Origin of the sequence: Diaphorobacter sp. LR2014-1 (assembly GCF_002916785.1) — a bacterium.
GTDB classification, from domain to species: domain Bacteria; phylum Pseudomonadota; class Gammaproteobacteria; order Burkholderiales; family Burkholderiaceae_C; genus Diaphorobacter; species Diaphorobacter nitroreducens.
Map to the genome: position 1 here is coordinate 51,261 of NZ_MTBE01000024.1, position 15,088 is coordinate 66,348.

The following is a 15,088-nucleotide window of genomic DNA, read 5'->3' on the forward strand; positions in this document are numbered from 1 at the left end:
TACCAGAGCACGCCTTGCGAGGCGGAACTCCCTTTTCGATCACCCCTTCAGGGCAACGCCCAGACGCGCCCCGCCCCCACCGCGAAGCGCTGGCGCCCCGGCGCGGCGGGCACGGCATGGCCGCCGGTGAACTCGCCAAAGGCCGGCAACACCAGCAGTCCCGGCTCCGCCACGAAACAGCATGCGCAGCGCATCGCGCCCGCCGCCGTACAGCACGGCCGTGGGGTGCAGGTGTCCGGCCAGCACCCACTGCCCCGCGCGGTGCTGTGGATGGTGGCAGCAGGCGAAAGGTCCCAGAGACCAAGGCTCCTCCACGATGCGCGCGCCCAGCCACGCCGGTGGGTCGCCCGCGTGGCGGTCGTGGTTGCCGCGCACCAGCACCAGTTCCAGTGCCGCATGGTCCTCGCGCCAAACGGCCAACGCGCGCAGCAACGCGGGCGCGTGGGCCTCGGCCGCATGCAGGAAGTCGCCCAGCACCACCAAGCGCTGCACGCCGGGGTGGCGCGCCAGCAACTGCGCCAACCGATCCAGGTTGCCCCGCGTGGTGCCCGCGGGCACGGGCAGGCCGCGCGCGCGGAAGGTGGCGGCCTTGCCCAGGTGCAGGTCGGCCAGGCACAGCATGGCGCCCTCCGGCCACCACAGCGCGCGCTCGGGCAGCAGCCACACGGTGGTGCCGGCCAGGTCCACGGCCAGGTCGGCGGGCGGATCAGGCGCATGCATGGGTCACAGGCGCGGCAACGGGCGCGAAGGTTTGCGCGCGCGGCGCGGGGAACGGCCCCGCGCCGCGGCCGGCGCGGCGCCCGTGCCCTCGGAGGCATCGGCAAAGTCCAGCGTGCCGCGCAGTGCGTCGGTGACGGCGGACGATGCTTCCTGCCGCGGTGGCGCGGCCGGGGGGGCGGCGCGCCGGCGGCGCGGCGGGTCAGGGGGCACGACGTCCTGCACCGGCGGGGCGGGTACGGGTTTGCGCGCGCTGGCGGCGGCTTCCATGTCGCCCAGCATGCGCGCGATGCGGTCGGCCAGCGCCTCGTTGCTGAGCTGCTCGCGAAAGCGCTCCACCATCAGCGGAAAGGCCAGCGGCCCGGGTCGCACGAGAGGCTGCACCATGAGCTGCTGCGCCTGCATGCGTGTGAGCGCCGCCAGCAGCTGTGCCACGTCCAGCTCCTGGCTCAGCACTTCCTGGTCGGCCTGGCGCAGCAGCAGGTTGCCCGCGTCATAACGCCGAAAAACCTCGAAGAACAACTGTGAAGACGCCTGCAGCTGGCGCGCACTGCGCTGCTCGCCCGGGTGGCTTTGAAAGATGAGCCCCGCCACGCGCGCAATCTCGCGAAAGCGCCGGCGCGCCATTTCAGTGGCGTTGAGGCTGGCCAGCACCTCGTGCAGCAACGCTGCGCGCGCGTCACGCTCTTGCGGCACCGACTCGGGCGCCGTGGCGTTGGCAGTGTTGCGGATGGCCAGCGCCTCGTCGGGCGCCAGAGCGTGCGCCTGCCGGGCGGCCTGCGGCGCGGCGGCGTCGGTGCGCAGCAGGTCGGGCAGCAAGGCCGGCCAGTCGCGTTCTGTGGCGGACAGCAGCTCCAATCCATAGTCGTTCACGGCGATCGAGAAGGTGCCCGGCACCCCCTGGGCCGCGCGCCAGGCGAACAGGCTGGCCAGCCCGATGTGCGCATGCCGGCCGGCGAACGGGTAGAGGAACAGGTGCCAGCCCTCGCGCGTGCGCAGCGTCTCGGCCAGCAGCGTGCCCGGCGTGGGCAGGGCGGACCAGCGGCGCTGCACCTCCAGCAGCGGGCGCACGGCGCGCAGCTCGGGGCTGGCGTAGCGGCCCCGCCCCGCCTGCGCGAGCTGTTGCACCACGTAGTCGGCCAGCACGGTGGACAGCGGCATGCGCGAGCCGTTCCAGCGCGGCACCGTGGGCTGCCGCCCCGGCGCGCGCCGCACGAAGGCGGTCATCTCGCGCGTGCGCACCAGTTCCAGCACCTGCCCGGCGAACACGAAGCAATCGCCCGGCGACAGCCGCGCGATGAAGCCCTCTTCCACCGCGCCCAGGCGAGCGCCCTGCAGGATCTGCACCTGCATGCTGGCATCGCTCACGATGGTGCCGATGTTGGCGCGGTGGCGGCGTGCCAGGCGCGCATCGGGCAGGCGCCACACACCGTTCTCGTCCGGCACGACACGGCGGTAGTCCGGATAGGCCGCCAGGGCGCTGCCGCCACGCGCAACGAAATCCAGGCACCACTGCCACACGCCGCGCGGCAGCGTGCGGTACGCGGCCGTGCGGCGCACCTCGGCATACAGCGCCTCGGGCTCGAAGCCCCCGCCCAGCGCCACCGTGGCCAGGTGCTGCACCAGCACGTCGACGGGCTGGTGCGGCGAGACGCGCTTTTCCACCCGCCCGGCATGCACCGCGGCGCGCGCGGCGGCGGCCTCCACCAACTCCAGGCTGTGCGTGGGCACCAGCGTGATGCGCGAGGGCCGCCCTGGTGCGTGGCCCGAGCGGCCGGCGCGCTGCAGCAGGCGCGCCACGCCCTTGGCCGAGCCGATCTGCAGCACGCGCTGTACCGGCAGGAAGTCCACACCCAGGTCCAGGCTGCTGGTGCAGACCACGGCGCGCAGGCTGCCGCTCTTGAGCCCCGCCTCCACCCATTCGCGCACAGCACGGTCCAGCGAGCCGTGGTGGATGGCGATCTGCCCCGCCCAGTCCGGCCGCGCATCCAGCAGCGCCTGGTACCACTGCTCGGCCTGCGAGCGCACGTTGACGAACACCAGCGTGGTGCCGGGCGACTCCTCCAGCGCGCGCACCACCGCCGGCAGCATGGCCAGGCCCAGGTGGCCGGCCCAGGTGAAGCGCTCGGGCCGCTCGGGCAGCAGGGTGTCCACCACCAGGCGCTTTTCCACGCGGCCGCGCACCAGCGTGCCGCCCTCCCGGCCCAGCAGCGTCTGCATGGCCTCGGGCAGGTTGCCCAGCGTGGCCGACATGCCCCAGACCATGAGCCGCGGGTTCCAGCCCGCGAGCCGCGCCAGCGCCAACTGGACCTGCACGCCGCGTTTGTTGCCCAGCAGCTCGTGCCATTCATCCGCCACCACCAGGCGCACGCGGGCCAGTTGCTCGCGCGCGTCCGCGCGCGCCAGCAGCAGCGACAGGCTTTCGGGGGTGGTGACGAGCACCGTGGGCAGACGCCGCGCCTGGGCGCTGCGTTCGGCGCTGCCGGTATCGCCCGTGCGTGCGCCCAGGCTCCAGTGCGCCAGGCCGGCATGCTGTGCGGCCAGGGCCTGCAGCGGCGCCGCCAGCGCACGCAGCGTGTCGGCGGCCAGCGCGCGCATGGGCGTGATCCACACGACGGTGAGTGGTGCGGTGCGCGGTGCTGCTTCGTTATTTATAGCGTGTACCGCCAGATGGACGGGCGCTACAGGCCGTTTTGACTCCAAGTCCGCAAAGGCCTGCAGCGCCCCGAGCCACACCGCATAAGTCTTGCCGGCGCCCGTGGTGGCATGCAGCAGGCCCGAGCGTCCCTGCGCGATGGCGCGCCACACCTGGCGCTGGAAGGCGAATGGCGCCCAGCCGCGCGTGGCCAGCCAGCCGGTTGCGAGGGGGAAGCGCGGGGCGGTCACGGCACCCCCCGTTGCACCGCGCGGCCAAGGCATTGCCGCCGCGCGGGCCATGGCATTTCGAGGGAAAATCGCCTGCAGCGCCCGTCCATCCAGCGCCAACAGCTCTTGTATTCATAGCACCAGATCATGGCGTAGCAGGCAACAGCGCTGCCAGCGTATCCAGCGAATCAGCCTCGTCCACCGGCTTGTCTTCACGCCAGCGCAGCATGCGCGGGAAGCGCACGGCGATGCCGCTCTTGTGCCGCGCGCTGCGCGCTATGCCCTCAAAGCCCAGCTCGAACACCAGCGTGGGCCGCACGCTGCGCACCGGGCCGAAGCTCTCCACCGTGGTCTTGCGGATGATGGCGTCCACCCGCGCCATCTCGGCATCGGTGAGGCCCGAATACGCCTTGGCAAACGGCACCAGAGTGCGCCCCTGGGTGCCCTGCGGCGCACTCCACACGGCGAACGTGTAGTCGCTGTACAGGCTGGCGCGGCGCCCATGGCCGCGCTGCGCATAGATGAGCACGGCGTCCACGCTCATCGGGTCGATCTTCCACTTCCACCAGATACCCACGTCCCGGGTGCGGCCCACACCATAGTGCGCCGTGCGCCCTTTGAGCATCATGCCCTCCACGCCCAGGGCACGCGCGCTGTCCCGCAGGCGGGCCAGTTCGGCCCAGCTCTGTCCCGGCAGCACCGGGCTGGGCACCAGCGCCGGGTGGTCGACGCGCGCCAGCAGCGCGTCCAGCCGCGCGCGCCGCGCCTGCAGCGGCAGGCCTCGCAGGTCCTGGCCGTGTTCCTCCAGCAGATCGTAGGCCAGCAGCACCACGGGCACCTCGCGCAGCAGCTTGGCGCCCAGCGACTTGCGGCCGATGCGCTTTTGCAGGTCGGCAAACGGGCGCGGCTGCGCCGGCGCAGCCGCTCGCGCGGGCTGCCAGACGACGATCTCGCCGTCGAGCACCGTGCCGTCGGGCAGGGCTTCGTCGCCCAGCGCCTGCAGCTCGGGGAAGCGATCGGTCACCAGCTCCTCCCCGCGCGACCACAGCCAAATGGCGCCCCCACGCCGCACGAGCTGGGCGCGGATGCCGTCCCACTTCCATTCCACGATCCAGTCCGCCGGCGGGCCGAGCGCGGCGTCAAACTGCGCCACCGGCAGCTGCAGCGGGTGCGCCAGAAAGAAGGGATAGGGATGGCCCTGGGCTTCCACAGCCTGCGCGCCCGCACCATCTCCCTGGGGCGCCACGAGGCGCTGGTAGTCGGCCGCCCCGGGCTGCGCGCCCACGTGGGTGTAGCCCATGAGGCGCTGGGCGATGCGCTTGGCGTCCACGCCGCTCACGGCCGCGAGCGCCTGCGTGACCTGCAAGCGCGACACGCCCACGCGGAAGGCCCCCGTGATGAGCTTGAAGTACACCAGCCGCTCCTCGGGCGCCAGCCGCGCCCATTGCGCACCCAGCCGTTCAGCCTGGGTGTCGGGCGCCAGGCCGCGCAGCGGCAAGAGGTGTTCGCGCATCCATGCGGCCAGCCCCAGGGCGTGCGCCTGCGTGGGCGGGGGCAGCAGCAGTGCGATGGTCTCTGCCAGATCGCCCACAGCCTCGTAGCTTTCGTCGAACAGCCATTCCGGCAACCCCGCCGCCTCGCGCGCCACCGCGCGCAGCAGCTTGGTGGGCACGAGTTGGCGTGGTTTGCCACCCGCGAGGAAGTAGACGGCCCAGGCGGCATCCTCGGGTGGCGCACCCCGCAGATAGTCGCGCAGCGCGGCCTGCTTGACGAGGCTGGACGTGCTGGCATCCAGCGCCTGGTAGAGCGCGGCAAAGGCTTGCATCAGGAGGTGCCTCCGGCCGCGTCGCCTGCGTCGCCTTCCGATGCAGTGGGCGCTGCAGTTGGCGCGTCGGTCGGCGCGGCCTCGTCCTCGTCGCCGTGTTCGGTGGCGAAAGCCTGGGCATCCAGCCCTTGTTCGCGCAGCCAGCGCACCATGACGGCCACGCTGCCATGGGTGACGAACACGCGCTCGGCCCCCGTGGCGGCAATCGCCTGCTGCAGCCCCGGCCAGTCTGCGTGATCGGAGAGCACAAAACCACGATCCACCCCGCGGCGGCGACGCGTGCCGCGCAACTGCATCCAGCCGCTGGCAAAAGCATCGGCGTGGCGTGGGAAGCGGCGCATCCACGGACTGCCTTGGGCCGAGGGCGGCGCCAGCACCAGCGCGGTCTCGCGCGTCGCAGCATCCAGTGACGCGTCGGTGGCCCCCTGCGTGGGCGGCAGGCGCACGCCGGCGGCGCGGTAAGCGGCATTGAGGGGCTCCACCGCGCCATGCATGAGCAGCGGACCAATGCTGGCATCTACGCCATGCAGGATGCGCTGCGCCTTGCCGAACGCATAGCAAAACAGCACCGAAGGGCGGCGCAGGGCCGCGTTGGAACGCCACCAGTCGTTGATCTGGGCCTGCAGGACGGCCTGTGCGGGCCAACGGTAGATGGGCAGGCCGAAGGTGGATTCGGTGATGAACGTGTCGCAGCGCACGGGCTCGAACGGCGCGCAGGTGCCGTCGGCCTCCAGCTTGTAGTCACCCGAGGCCACCCACACGCGACCGCCGTGCTCCAGCCGCACCTGGGCCGAGCCCAGCACATGGCCCGCAGGGTGCAGTGAGATGCGCACGCCGTTGTGGTGCAGGGGTTCGCCGTAAGCCAGCGTCTGCAAAGCGATGTCCGCCCCCAGCCGATCGCGCAGGACACCCGCACTGTGCTCGTGCGCTAGGTAGTGTCCATGCCCGCGCCGCGCGTGGTCGCCATGGCCATGGGTGATGACGGCCCGGTCCACCGGCCGCCAAGGGTCGATGTAAAAGCCACCCGGTGGACAATACAGCCCTTCGGGGCGCGCTACCACCAGGGCGTCTGCCGCGGACTCTGCCAAAGGGTTGACCATGGCCCATGCTAGCGTCGCGTTGGGCCTGGCTGGCGTCGGACGGCGCCGATGGACGAGCGCCATAGCGGGCCCACCCATAACGACAAAAGCCGCCCGAAGGCGGCTTTTGCGATGGAAGGCGATCAGTCGATCAGCGCTTCTGGCGGAACTTGCGCAGCGCGGCAATCTGCGCTGCCATCACGGCCAGCTCGGACTGGGCGCGGGCCAGATCGATCTCGCTCTTGGCGTTCTTCAGGGCTTCCTCGGCCGCAGCCTTGGCTTCCTGCGCCTTCTGGTCGTCCAGGTCACGGCCACGGATGGCGGTGTCGGACAGCACGGTCACGCAGTCGGGCTGCACTTCCAGAATGCCACCGGCCACGAAAACGAACTCTTCATTGCCGTCAGGCAATTCGATGCGCACCGAACCCGGCTTGATGCGGGTGATGAGTGGCGTGTGGCGCGGATAGATGCCCAATTCGCCCGCTTCGCCGGGCAGCGCGACGAAGCGCGCCTCGCCGGAGAAGATGGACTCTTCGGCACTGACCACATCAACATGGATGGTGTTCATCTTTGCTCCTAGAAAAAGGGAATGGCAAGCCTGTGGGACTCACGAGGGCCGGACGCGGGGCCGGCCTTCGGACCCTCAGGCCACCTTCTTCGCCTTTTCGAAGGCTTCGTCGATGGTGCCCACCATGTAGAAGGCCTGCTCGGGCAGGTGGTCGCATTCGCCAGCCACGATCATCTTGAAGCCGCGAATGGTCTCGGACAGCGGCACGTACTTGCCGGGCGAGCCCGTGAACACCTCGGCCACGTGGAACGGCTGCGACAGGAAACGCTGGATCTTGCGGGCACGGGCCACGACCAGCTTGTCCTCGGGGGCCAGCTCGTCCATACCCAGAATTGCGATGATGTCGCGCAGTTCCTTGTAGCGCTGCAGGGTACCCTGCACTTGGCGGGCCACTTGGTAGTGCTCTTCACCCACGACCTGCGGGTCCAACTGGCGGCTGGTGGAGTCCAGCGGGTCCACGGCAGGGTAGATACCCAGAGCGGCGATGTCACGCGACAGCACCACGGTGGAGTCCAGGTGGGCGAAGGTGGTGGCGGGCGAGGGGTCGGTCAAGTCGTCGGCAGGCACGTACACGGCCTGAATGGACGTGATGGACCCGACCTTGGTCGAGGTAATACGCTCTTGCAGACGGCCCATTTCCTCGGCCAGCGTCGGCTGGTAGCCCACGGCGGAAGGCATACGGCCCAGCAGAGCGGACACTTCGGTACCGGCCAGCGTGTAGCGGTAGATGTTGTCCACGAAGAACAGCACGTCACGGCCTTCGTCACGGAAGGACTCGGCGATGGTCAGGCCGGTCAGGGCCACGCGCAGACGGTTGCCCGGGGGCTCGTTCATCTGGCCGTAGACCATGGCCACCTTGGATTCGCCCAGGTTCTCCAGGTTCACGACGCCGGAGTCGGCCATTTCGTGATAGAAGTCATTGCCCTCGCGGGTACGCTCACCCACGCCGGCGAACACGGACAGACCCGAGTGTGCCTTGGCGATGTTGTTGATGAGTTCCATCATGTTCACGGTCTTGCCCACGCCGGCGCCACCGAACAGACCCACCTTGCCGCCCTTGGCGAACGGGCACACCAGGTCGATCACCTTGATGCCGGTCTCGAGCAGTTCCTGCGAAGGGCTCAGCTCGTCATAAGCGGGGGCCTTGCGGTGGATGGAAGCCGTCAGGCTCTGGTCCACGGGGCCGCGCTCGTCGATGGGGTTGCCCAGCACGTCCATGATGCGGCCCAGCGTGGCCTTGCCCACGGGGACGGTGATGGGGTTGCCGGTGTTCGTGACCATCAGGCCACGCTTGAGGCCGTCCGAAGAACCGAGCGCAATGGTACGCACCACGCCGTCGCCCAGCTGCTGCTGCACTTCCAGCGTCAGGGGCGAGCCCTCGAGCTTCAGGGCGTCATACACCTTGGGCATCTGGTCGCGCGGGAACTCCACGTCCACCACGGCGCCGATACATTGAACAATCTTGCCTTGCACTTGAGCCATTTGATTTGCTCCAAAAATTTAAACCGAGACCCGAAGGCGGCGTCAGACTGCCGCGGCACCTGCAACGATCTCCGAAAGTTCTTTCGTGATCGCCGCTTGGCGCGTCTTGTTGTAGACCAGCTTGAGCTCGTTGATGACGTTACCGGCGTTGTCGGTGGCGGCCTTCATGGCCACCATGCGCGCGGACTGCTCCGAGGCCATGTTCTCTGCCACTGCCTGGTAGATCAGCGACTCGACATAGCGCACCAGCAGTTCGTCGATCACGCTCTGCGCGTCAGGCTCGTAGATGTAATCCCAACCATGGCCGGTCTTCTGGGCCTGCATCTGCTCGGACGACAGGGGCAGCAACTGCTCCACCACCGATTCCTGCTTCATGGTGTTGATGAACTTGGTGTAGCTGAGGTACACCGCGTTGATCTTGCCTTCCGCGTAAGCATCCAGCAGCACCTTCACCGGTCCGATCAGCTTGTCCAGGTGCGGCGTATCGCCCAGCCCGGTGGCATGCGCCACGACCTTGGCACCCACGCGGTTGAGGAAGCCCAACCCCTTGTTGCCAATAGCCACCGACTGCACATCGACACCCGTAGACTGCAGTTCGCGCAGCTTGGTGGTGACGGCGCGCAGCACGTTGGTGTTCATGCCTCCGCACAGGCCCTTGTCGGTCGTGACGACAATAATGCCAGCTGCCTTCGCATCGTTCGCCTTCATGAAAGGGTGCACGTACTCAGGGTTGGCCTCGCCGAGGTGGGCGGCAATGTTGCGCACCTTCTCGGCATAGGGTCGGGCGGCACGCATGCGGTCTTGCGCCTTGCGCATCTTGGACGCGGCCACCATTTCCATGGCCTTGGTGATCTTCTTGGTGTTTTCCACCGATTTGATCTTGCCGCGTATTTCCTTACCTGCTGCCATGATGGTTCCTCGTCCGATTTAAACGAACGACTTCTTGAACGCCGTGATGGCTTGCGTCAGTTCGGCCTCGTCCTTGCCTTCCTTGTCGAACGCGCGGTTCTGCTGTAGGCGGTCCAGCAGCGCACCGTGGCTCGTCTTCAGGTACTGGTGCAGGCCGGCTTCGAAGGCCAGCACCTTCTTCACGTCCACGTCGTCCAGGAAGCCCTTGTTCACCGTGAAGAGCGTCGCGCCCATCAGGGCCGTGCTCAGCGGGCTGTACTGGGGCTGCTTGAGCAGTTCCGTCACGCGGGCGCCGCGATCCAGCTGCTTGCGCGTGGCTTCGTCCAGGTCGGAGGCGAACTGCGCGAACGCCGCGAGTTCACGGTACTGGGCCAGGTCGGTACGGATACCGCCGGACAGGCCCTTGATCAGCTTGGTCTGGGCGGCACCACCCACGCGCGACACCGAGATACCGGCGTTGATGGCGGGGCGGATACCAGCGTTGAACAGGCTGGTTTCCAGGAAGATCTGACCGTCGGTGATCGAGATCACGTTGGTTGGAACGAAGGCAGACACGTCGCCGGCCTGGGTTTCGATCACGGGCAGTGCGGTCAGCGAACCCGTCTTGCCCTTGACCTCGCCCTTGGTGAAGGCTTCCACATAGTCGGCATTCACACGGGCTGCACGCTCCAGCAGGCGGCTGTGGAGATAGAACACGTCGCCGGGGAAGGCTTCGCGGCCTGGCGGGCGGCGCAGCAGCAGCGAAACCTGGCGGTAGGCCACAGCTTGCTTGGACAGGTCGTCGTACACGATCAGCGCGTCTTCGCCACGGTCGCGGAAGTATTCGCCCATCGTGCAGCCGGAGTAGGCCGACACGTACTGCATGGCGGCGGACTCGGAAGCCGAAGCCGCCACGACGATGGTGTATTCCATGGCGCCGGCCTGCTCCAGGGCGCGCACCACGTTCTTGATCGACGATGCCTTCTGGCCGATGGCGACGTAGATACACGTCACGCCCTGGCCCTTCTGGTTGATGATGGCGTCGATGGCCACTGCCGTCTTGCCGGTCTGGCGGTCGCCGATGATCAGTTCACGCTGACCACGGCCGATTGGCACCATGGAGTCGATGGACTTCAGGCCGGTTTGCAGCGGCTGGTCCACGGACTGGCGCGCGATCACGCCGGGAGCGACCTTCTCGATCACGTCCGTCATCTTGGCGTTGATCGGACCCTTTCCGTCGATCGGCTGGCCGAGAGCGTTCACCACGCGTCCGATCAGTTCCGGGCCCACCGGCACTTCCAGAATGCGGCCCGTGCACTTCACGGTGTCGCCTTCAGAAATGTGTTCGTACTCGCCCAGAATCACGGCGCCGACGGAGTCGCGCTCGAGGTTCAGGGCCAGGCCGAAGGAGGGCTGGCCGTCTGCCGCGGCAGGGAATTCGAGCATTTCGCCCTGCATCACGTCCGACAGGCCGTGGACGCGCACGATACCGTCGGTCACGGACACCACGGTGCCCTGGTTACGGATGTCGCTGCTGGCTGCCAGACCTTCGATGCGGCTCTTGATCAGTTCAGAAATTTCTGCGGGATTGAGTTGCATGACTCTTTCCTTCTTTCTTGGGGGTATAGCCGAGACCTCACGCCCATCAGGCGGTGAGGGCAGCTTTCATTTGTTCCAGACGGGCTTTGACGGAAGCGTCGAGCACCTCGTCGCCCACCACCACGCGCACGCCGCCGATCAGGGTCTCATCCAACTGCACGGAGAGATTGAGCTTGCGACCGAAGCGCTTTTCAAGCGTGGCACCCAAATCGGTCAGAGCGCCCGCATCCAGCGGGAAGGCGCTGTACACCACGGCATCCGAAGTGCCGTGGCTGCGATTGACCAGCGTACGGAACTGGGCCGCGATTTCAGGCAGCGCCTGCACGCGCCCGTTATCGATCACGGTACGCAGGAAGTTCTTGGCCAGGTCAGGCAACGCCGAGCGGGCCACGCCCACGATGACGTCGAACACCTGCTCGCCCGTCACCTTGGGGTTGTCCGCCAGTTGGCGCAATTGGGGATTGGCGGCAATCGCCGCCAGCTCGTCCACCCAGGCTGTAGCGCCATTCAGGTCCACACCGGCTTGGTCGGTGCAGGCCTTGTACAGCGCCTCGGCGTAAGGGCGGGCAATGGTGGCGAGTTCAGCCATTGAATGCTCCCTTACAGCTCGGTCTTCAGACGGTTCAGCAGATCGGCATGAACGCCGGCATTGACTTCCTTGCGGAGAATCTGCTCAGCCCCCTTGACGGCCAGGGCCGCCACCTGCTCGCGCAGGGCTTCACGTGCCTGGATCGCTTGCTGCTCGGCCTCGGCACGGGCAGCAGCGACGATCTTGTTGCCTTCGTCGTTGGCGCGCGCCTTGGCCTCTTCGATGATGGCCTGTGCGCGGCGCTCAGCGTCGGCCAAGCGTGTCGCGGCTTCGTTGCTGGCGGCAGCCAGTTCCTGCTTCACACGCTGGTCGGCAGCAGCAAGCTCGGTCTTGGCACGATCGGCAGCTGCGAGACCATCGGCGATTTTCTGGGCTCGCTCATCCAGCGCCTTCGCAATCGGGGGCCACACGAACTTCATCGTGAACAGCACCAGGATCAGGAAAACAATGGCCTGAACGAACAGGGTCGCGTTGATACTCACGGCAACACCTTTCTTTCTAGGGCGTTGACGGAGGCTTAGGCCAGAACGAAGGGGTTGGCGAAAGCGAACAGCAGAGCGATGGCCACGCCGATCAGGAAGGCGGCGTCGATCAGACCTGCCAAGATGAACATCTTGGTTTGCAGTTCGTTGATCAGCTCAGGCTGGCGTGCGGAGGATTCCAGGAACTTGCCACCCATCAGGGCAATACCGATCGAAGCGCCGATAGCGCCGAGGCCCACGATCAGACCACAAGCCAGAGCGACGAGACCGAGAATGTTTTCCATGATGACTCCTAGGATGAAAAGAAAGGAAGGTTGAGAAAGGAAACGAAAGGATCAGTGAGCTTCATGCGCCTGGCCGAGATAAATCAGCGTCAGCATCATGAAAATGAAGGCCTGCAGGGTGATGATCAGGATGTGGAAGATCGCCCAGATAGAGCCCGCAATGATGTGCCCCACGGGGAGCAACACACCAGAGAGCGACATAGCCGCTGCGCCACCCATCAGGGCAATCAGCATGAACACCAACTCACCAGCGTACATGTTGCCGAACAGTCGCATGCCATGCGACACGGTCTTGGCAACGTATTCAATGATCTGCATGAGCAGATTGACCACGCCCAGGATCAGGGCGAAAACAGGGTTCTTGCTGGTGCCGAAGGGCGCGGTCACCAGTTCATGCGCCCAGCCGCCCAGCCCCTTGATCTTGATGCTGTACACGAAGCACAGGATCAGCACGGCGCTGGACAGGCCCAGGGTGGTGGACAGGTCGGCGGTGGGAACGACGCGCAGGTAGGCATGCGAGTCACCTGTGGCGACCTGCCAGAGCACGGGCAGCAGGTCCACCGGCAGCAGGTCCATGGCGTTCATCAGGAAAATCCAGACGAACACGGTGAGCGCCAGAGGTGCAATGAACTTACGGCTTTGCGCGTTGTGGATGTTGGCCTTGGCCTGGTTGTCCACCATCTCGACCAGCATCTCGACAGCCGCCTGGAAGCGGCTTGGCACACCGGAAGTGGCCGTGCGGGCAGCGAGCCACATGACGAACAGACCCAAAACACCCAAGATCACGCTGACGGCAACGGAATCGAGGTTGACAACCGAGAAGTCGATGATGGACTTCTGCTTGATGTTCTGGAGATGCTGCAGGTGGTGAACGATGTATTCACTTGCAGTCGGGGCGTGCGCATCTGCGGCCATCGGACAACTCTTCTCTCAAATATCAATCGGTTCGTCGGACACCAGGCCGCGCCAGCAGCGCGATCCAGTACGTTTTCATCGTTACCACCATGCCGACCAGCAACGCCAGCCAGCTGAGCCCCGGCACTACCCGGGGCGCCGCCGCCAACATGGCGACGGTCAATGCAATCTTGACCAACTCCCAACCCAGAAGCCCGACCATCGCAGCACCAGCCGTGGAGCGCCTGCGCGCCATGCCACGGGCAAACAGCGCCGCCGGCACCACGACGGACAGAGCCCCGTACCCGGCGGACCATGCCACCGGCAGCCTGCCCGTCAGCCACCATGCCAGCAGGGCCACTACCGCCCCCACCGCCGCCTGGCCCCAGACAATGCGCCAGACCGACAGTGCCGGATGGCGTGACCGCCACTCCCGCGCCTCTTGTGCAGTCAGGGGCTTGAAGTCGGAATCCTCAACCTCAGATTCAGTCTCGGAGGCGATTTTTTTATCGTTGGAAGACGCCTGCGCCACAGACCAAAACTTTCACAAAGCCCTTGATTATAAGTAAAAACCCCGGCCGATCCACAATCGGTAACGGAGCGCGGGTGGATCACTGCACATAGCCGCACCATTGTGGCAACGCGCCAACGCCCATTGTGGTGCAGCGCGGCCACGGGGCCCGCCTAACAGGCCGTTGAAAAATCCCCCGCCGACGCCCGCGTTGGCCGCTACGATCTGAAGCCATCGGTGAACGACCCAGACGAGGACGATGAGAGGCAGTCAAGATTTCCAGGGGGCGATGTTCAGCTACATCAGCCTTGAAGAGCGCGTGCCGCAGGCACACCCGCTGCGCAAGTTGCGCGCGGTGGTTGATGCGCTGCTGGCAACCATGAACCGCGAGTTCGAAGCGGTGTACGCCCGCCGTGGCCGCCCATCGGTGCCACCGGAGATGCTGCTCAAGGCCTTGCTGCTGCAGATCCTGTTCTCCATCCGCAGCGAGCGCCAGTTGGTCGAAGCGATCAACTACAACCTGCTGTACCGCTGGTTCGTGGGCCTGAACATCGAAGACAAGGTCTGGGACCACTCCACTTTCAGCGCCAACCGCGAACGTCTGTTCAACGAAGACCTCGCCCGCGCCTTCTTCGAGCGCGTCAAGCTCAGTGCCCAGTGGGGCAAGCTCGCCAGCGACGAGCACTTCAGCGTGGACGGCACGCTCATTGACGCCTGGGCCTCGCACAAGAGCTTCAAGCGCAAAGACGACGACAGCGGCACGCCGCCTGGGCGCAACCCCGAGGTGGACTTCAAGGGGCAGGAGCGCTGCAACGACACCCACGAGAGCACCACGGACGCCGATGCCCGGCTGTTCAAGAAGAGCCAGGGCGACAAATCCCGCCTGTGCCACATGGGGCACATCCTCATGGAGAACCGCAACGGGCTGATCGTGGATGTCGAGATCACCCACGCCAGCGGCACGGCCGAGCGCGAGGCGGCGCTGGCCATGTTGGAGCGTCGGGGCAACAGGAACAAACGGGCCACGGTCGGTGCCGACAAGGGCTACGACAGCAAGGCCTTCATCAAAGGCTGCAGAAAGCTCAAAGTCACGCCCCACGTGGCGGCCAAGGACAAACACTCGGCGGTGGATGCGCGAGTGACACGGCACGAGGGCTACAAGACCAGCCTGAAGGTGCGCAAGCGCATCGAAGAGGCCTTTGGCTGGATCAAGACCGTCGGTGGTCTGGCAAAGACCAAGCTGATCGGTCAGGCCAAGCTCACGGGCCAGGCGCTGCTGTGCTTTGCCACCTACAACCTTGTGCG

General features: G+C 66.7%; 13 protein-coding genes and 1 pseudogene. 1 reads left to right on the plus strand and 13 read right to left on the minus strand.

What is annotated here, in order from left to right; genetic code table 11:
- Window positions 1–47: 47 nt before the first annotated feature.
- The 13 genes and pseudogenes from pdeM to BV908_RS15550 all read right to left on the minus strand — a co-directional run bounded on the left by pdeM (window position 48) and on the right by BV908_RS15550 (window position 13,804).
- Window positions 48–720 (minus strand): annotated as a pseudogene (gene pdeM / locus BV908_RS15490) (ligase-associated DNA damage response endonuclease PdeM).
- 3 nt (window positions 721–723) lie between these two features.
- The gene (locus BV908_RS15495; RefSeq protein ID WP_103738592.1) at window positions 724–3,636 is read right to left on the minus strand and encodes a ligase-associated DNA damage response DEXH box helicase; all 2,913 of its coding nucleotides are present in this window, start codon (window positions 3,634–3,636) and stop codon (window positions 724–726) included.
- Window positions 3,637–3,727: 91 nt separating this feature from the next.
- On the minus strand, window positions 3,728–5,407 hold the full coding sequence (locus BV908_RS15500; RefSeq protein WP_103738588.1) for an ATP-dependent DNA ligase: 1,680 nt from the start codon (window positions 5,405–5,407) through the stop codon (window positions 3,728–3,730).
- Window positions 5,407–6,507: a ligase-associated DNA damage response exonuclease gene (locus tag BV908_RS15505; RefSeq protein WP_103738589.1), complete on the minus strand. Its 1,101-nt coding sequence runs from the start codon at window positions 6,505–6,507 to the stop codon at window positions 5,407–5,409. The genes BV908_RS15500 and BV908_RS15505 overlap by 1 nt, the downstream gene beginning before the upstream one ends.
- A 130-nt stretch (window positions 6,508–6,637) precedes the next feature.
- Window positions 6,638–7,054: a F0F1 ATP synthase subunit epsilon gene (locus BV908_RS15510; RefSeq protein WP_011803773.1), complete on the minus strand. Its 417-nt coding sequence runs from the start codon at window positions 7,052–7,054 to the stop codon at window positions 6,638–6,640.
- Between the two features lie 75 nt (window positions 7,055–7,129).
- A complete protein-coding gene (gene atpD, locus BV908_RS15515; protein ID WP_012655377.1) occupies window positions 7,130–8,536 on the minus strand; it encodes a F0F1 ATP synthase subunit beta in 1,407 nt (468 codons plus the stop codon).
- A 42-nt stretch (window positions 8,537–8,578) separates the two neighbouring features.
- Window positions 8,579–9,445 (minus strand): F0F1 ATP synthase subunit gamma, encoded by an 867-nt coding sequence (atpG, locus tag BV908_RS15520; protein ID WP_011803771.1) that lies wholly within the window; start codon window positions 9,443–9,445, stop codon window positions 8,579–8,581.
- A gap of 18 nt (window positions 9,446–9,463) precedes the next feature.
- A complete protein-coding gene (gene atpA, locus BV908_RS15525; protein WP_011803770.1) occupies window positions 9,464–11,023 on the minus strand; it encodes a F0F1 ATP synthase subunit alpha in 1,560 nt (519 codons plus the stop codon).
- Between the two features lie 46 nt (window positions 11,024–11,069).
- A complete protein-coding gene (locus BV908_RS15530) occupies window positions 11,070–11,612 on the minus strand; it encodes a F0F1 ATP synthase subunit delta (RefSeq protein WP_103738590.1) in 543 nt (180 codons plus the stop codon).
- Window positions 11,613–11,623: 11 nt separating this feature from the next.
- Window positions 11,624–12,094 (minus strand): F0F1 ATP synthase subunit B, encoded by a 471-nt coding sequence (locus tag BV908_RS15535; RefSeq protein ID WP_103738591.1) that lies wholly within the window; start codon window positions 12,092–12,094, stop codon window positions 11,624–11,626.
- A gap of 35 nt (window positions 12,095–12,129) precedes the next feature.
- Window positions 12,130–12,378, minus strand: coding sequence for a F0F1 ATP synthase subunit C (atpE, locus tag BV908_RS15540; RefSeq protein ID WP_011803767.1), 249 nt, complete (start codon window positions 12,376–12,378; stop codon window positions 12,130–12,132).
- A gap of 51 nt (window positions 12,379–12,429) precedes the next feature.
- Window positions 12,430–13,293, minus strand: coding sequence for a F0F1 ATP synthase subunit A (gene atpB / locus BV908_RS15545; protein WP_011803766.1), 864 nt, complete (start codon window positions 13,291–13,293; stop codon window positions 12,430–12,432).
- A gap of 22 nt (window positions 13,294–13,315) precedes the next feature.
- Window positions 13,316–13,804: an ATP synthase subunit I gene (locus BV908_RS15550; RefSeq protein ID WP_011803765.1), complete on the minus strand. Its 489-nt coding sequence runs from the start codon at window positions 13,802–13,804 to the stop codon at window positions 13,316–13,318.
- A gap of 238 nt (window positions 13,805–14,042) precedes the next feature.
- Between BV908_RS15550 and BV908_RS15555 the strand changes: the two genes are divergently transcribed.
- On the plus strand, window positions 14,043–15,088 hold a 1,046-nt coding region (locus BV908_RS15555; protein WP_103738593.1), incomplete at its 3' end, for an IS5-like element ISDisp1 family transposase.

What these genes read in the sequence shown, in the direction of transcription:
- BV908_RS15495 (WP_103738592.1), bottom strand. Translation starts at nt 3,636, where the DNA reads ATGCCTTGGCCGCGCGGTGCAACGGGGGGTGCCGTGACCGCCCCGCGC.
- BV908_RS15500 (WP_103738588.1), bottom strand. Translation starts at nt 5,407, where the DNA reads ATGCAAGCCTTTGCCGCGCTCTACCAGGCGCTGGATGCCAGCACGTCC.
- BV908_RS15505 (WP_103738589.1), bottom strand. Translation starts at nt 6,507, where the DNA reads ATGGTCAACCCTTTGGCAGAGTCCGCGGCAGACGCCCTGGTGGTAGCG.
- BV908_RS15510 (WP_011803773.1), bottom strand. Translation starts at nt 7,054, where the DNA reads ATGAACACCATCCATGTTGATGTGGTCAGTGCCGAAGAGTCCATCTTC.
- atpD (WP_012655377.1), bottom strand. Translation starts at nt 8,536, where the DNA reads ATGGCTCAAGTGCAAGGCAAGATTGTTCAATGTATCGGCGCCGTGGTG.
- atpG (WP_011803771.1), bottom strand. Translation starts at nt 9,445, where the DNA reads ATGGCAGCAGGTAAGGAAATACGCGGCAAGATCAAATCGGTGGAAAAC.
- atpA (WP_011803770.1), bottom strand. Translation starts at nt 11,023, where the DNA reads ATGCAACTCAATCCCGCAGAAATTTCTGAACTGATCAAGAGCCGCATC.
- BV908_RS15530 (WP_103738590.1), bottom strand. Translation starts at nt 11,612, where the DNA reads ATGGCTGAACTCGCCACCATTGCCCGCCCTTACGCCGAGGCGCTGTAC.
- atpE (WP_011803767.1), bottom strand. Translation starts at nt 12,378, where the DNA reads ATGGAAAACATTCTCGGTCTCGTCGCTCTGGCTTGTGGTCTGATCGTG.
- atpB (WP_011803766.1), bottom strand. Translation starts at nt 13,293, where the DNA reads ATGGCCGCAGATGCGCACGCCCCGACTGCAAGTGAATACATCGTTCAC.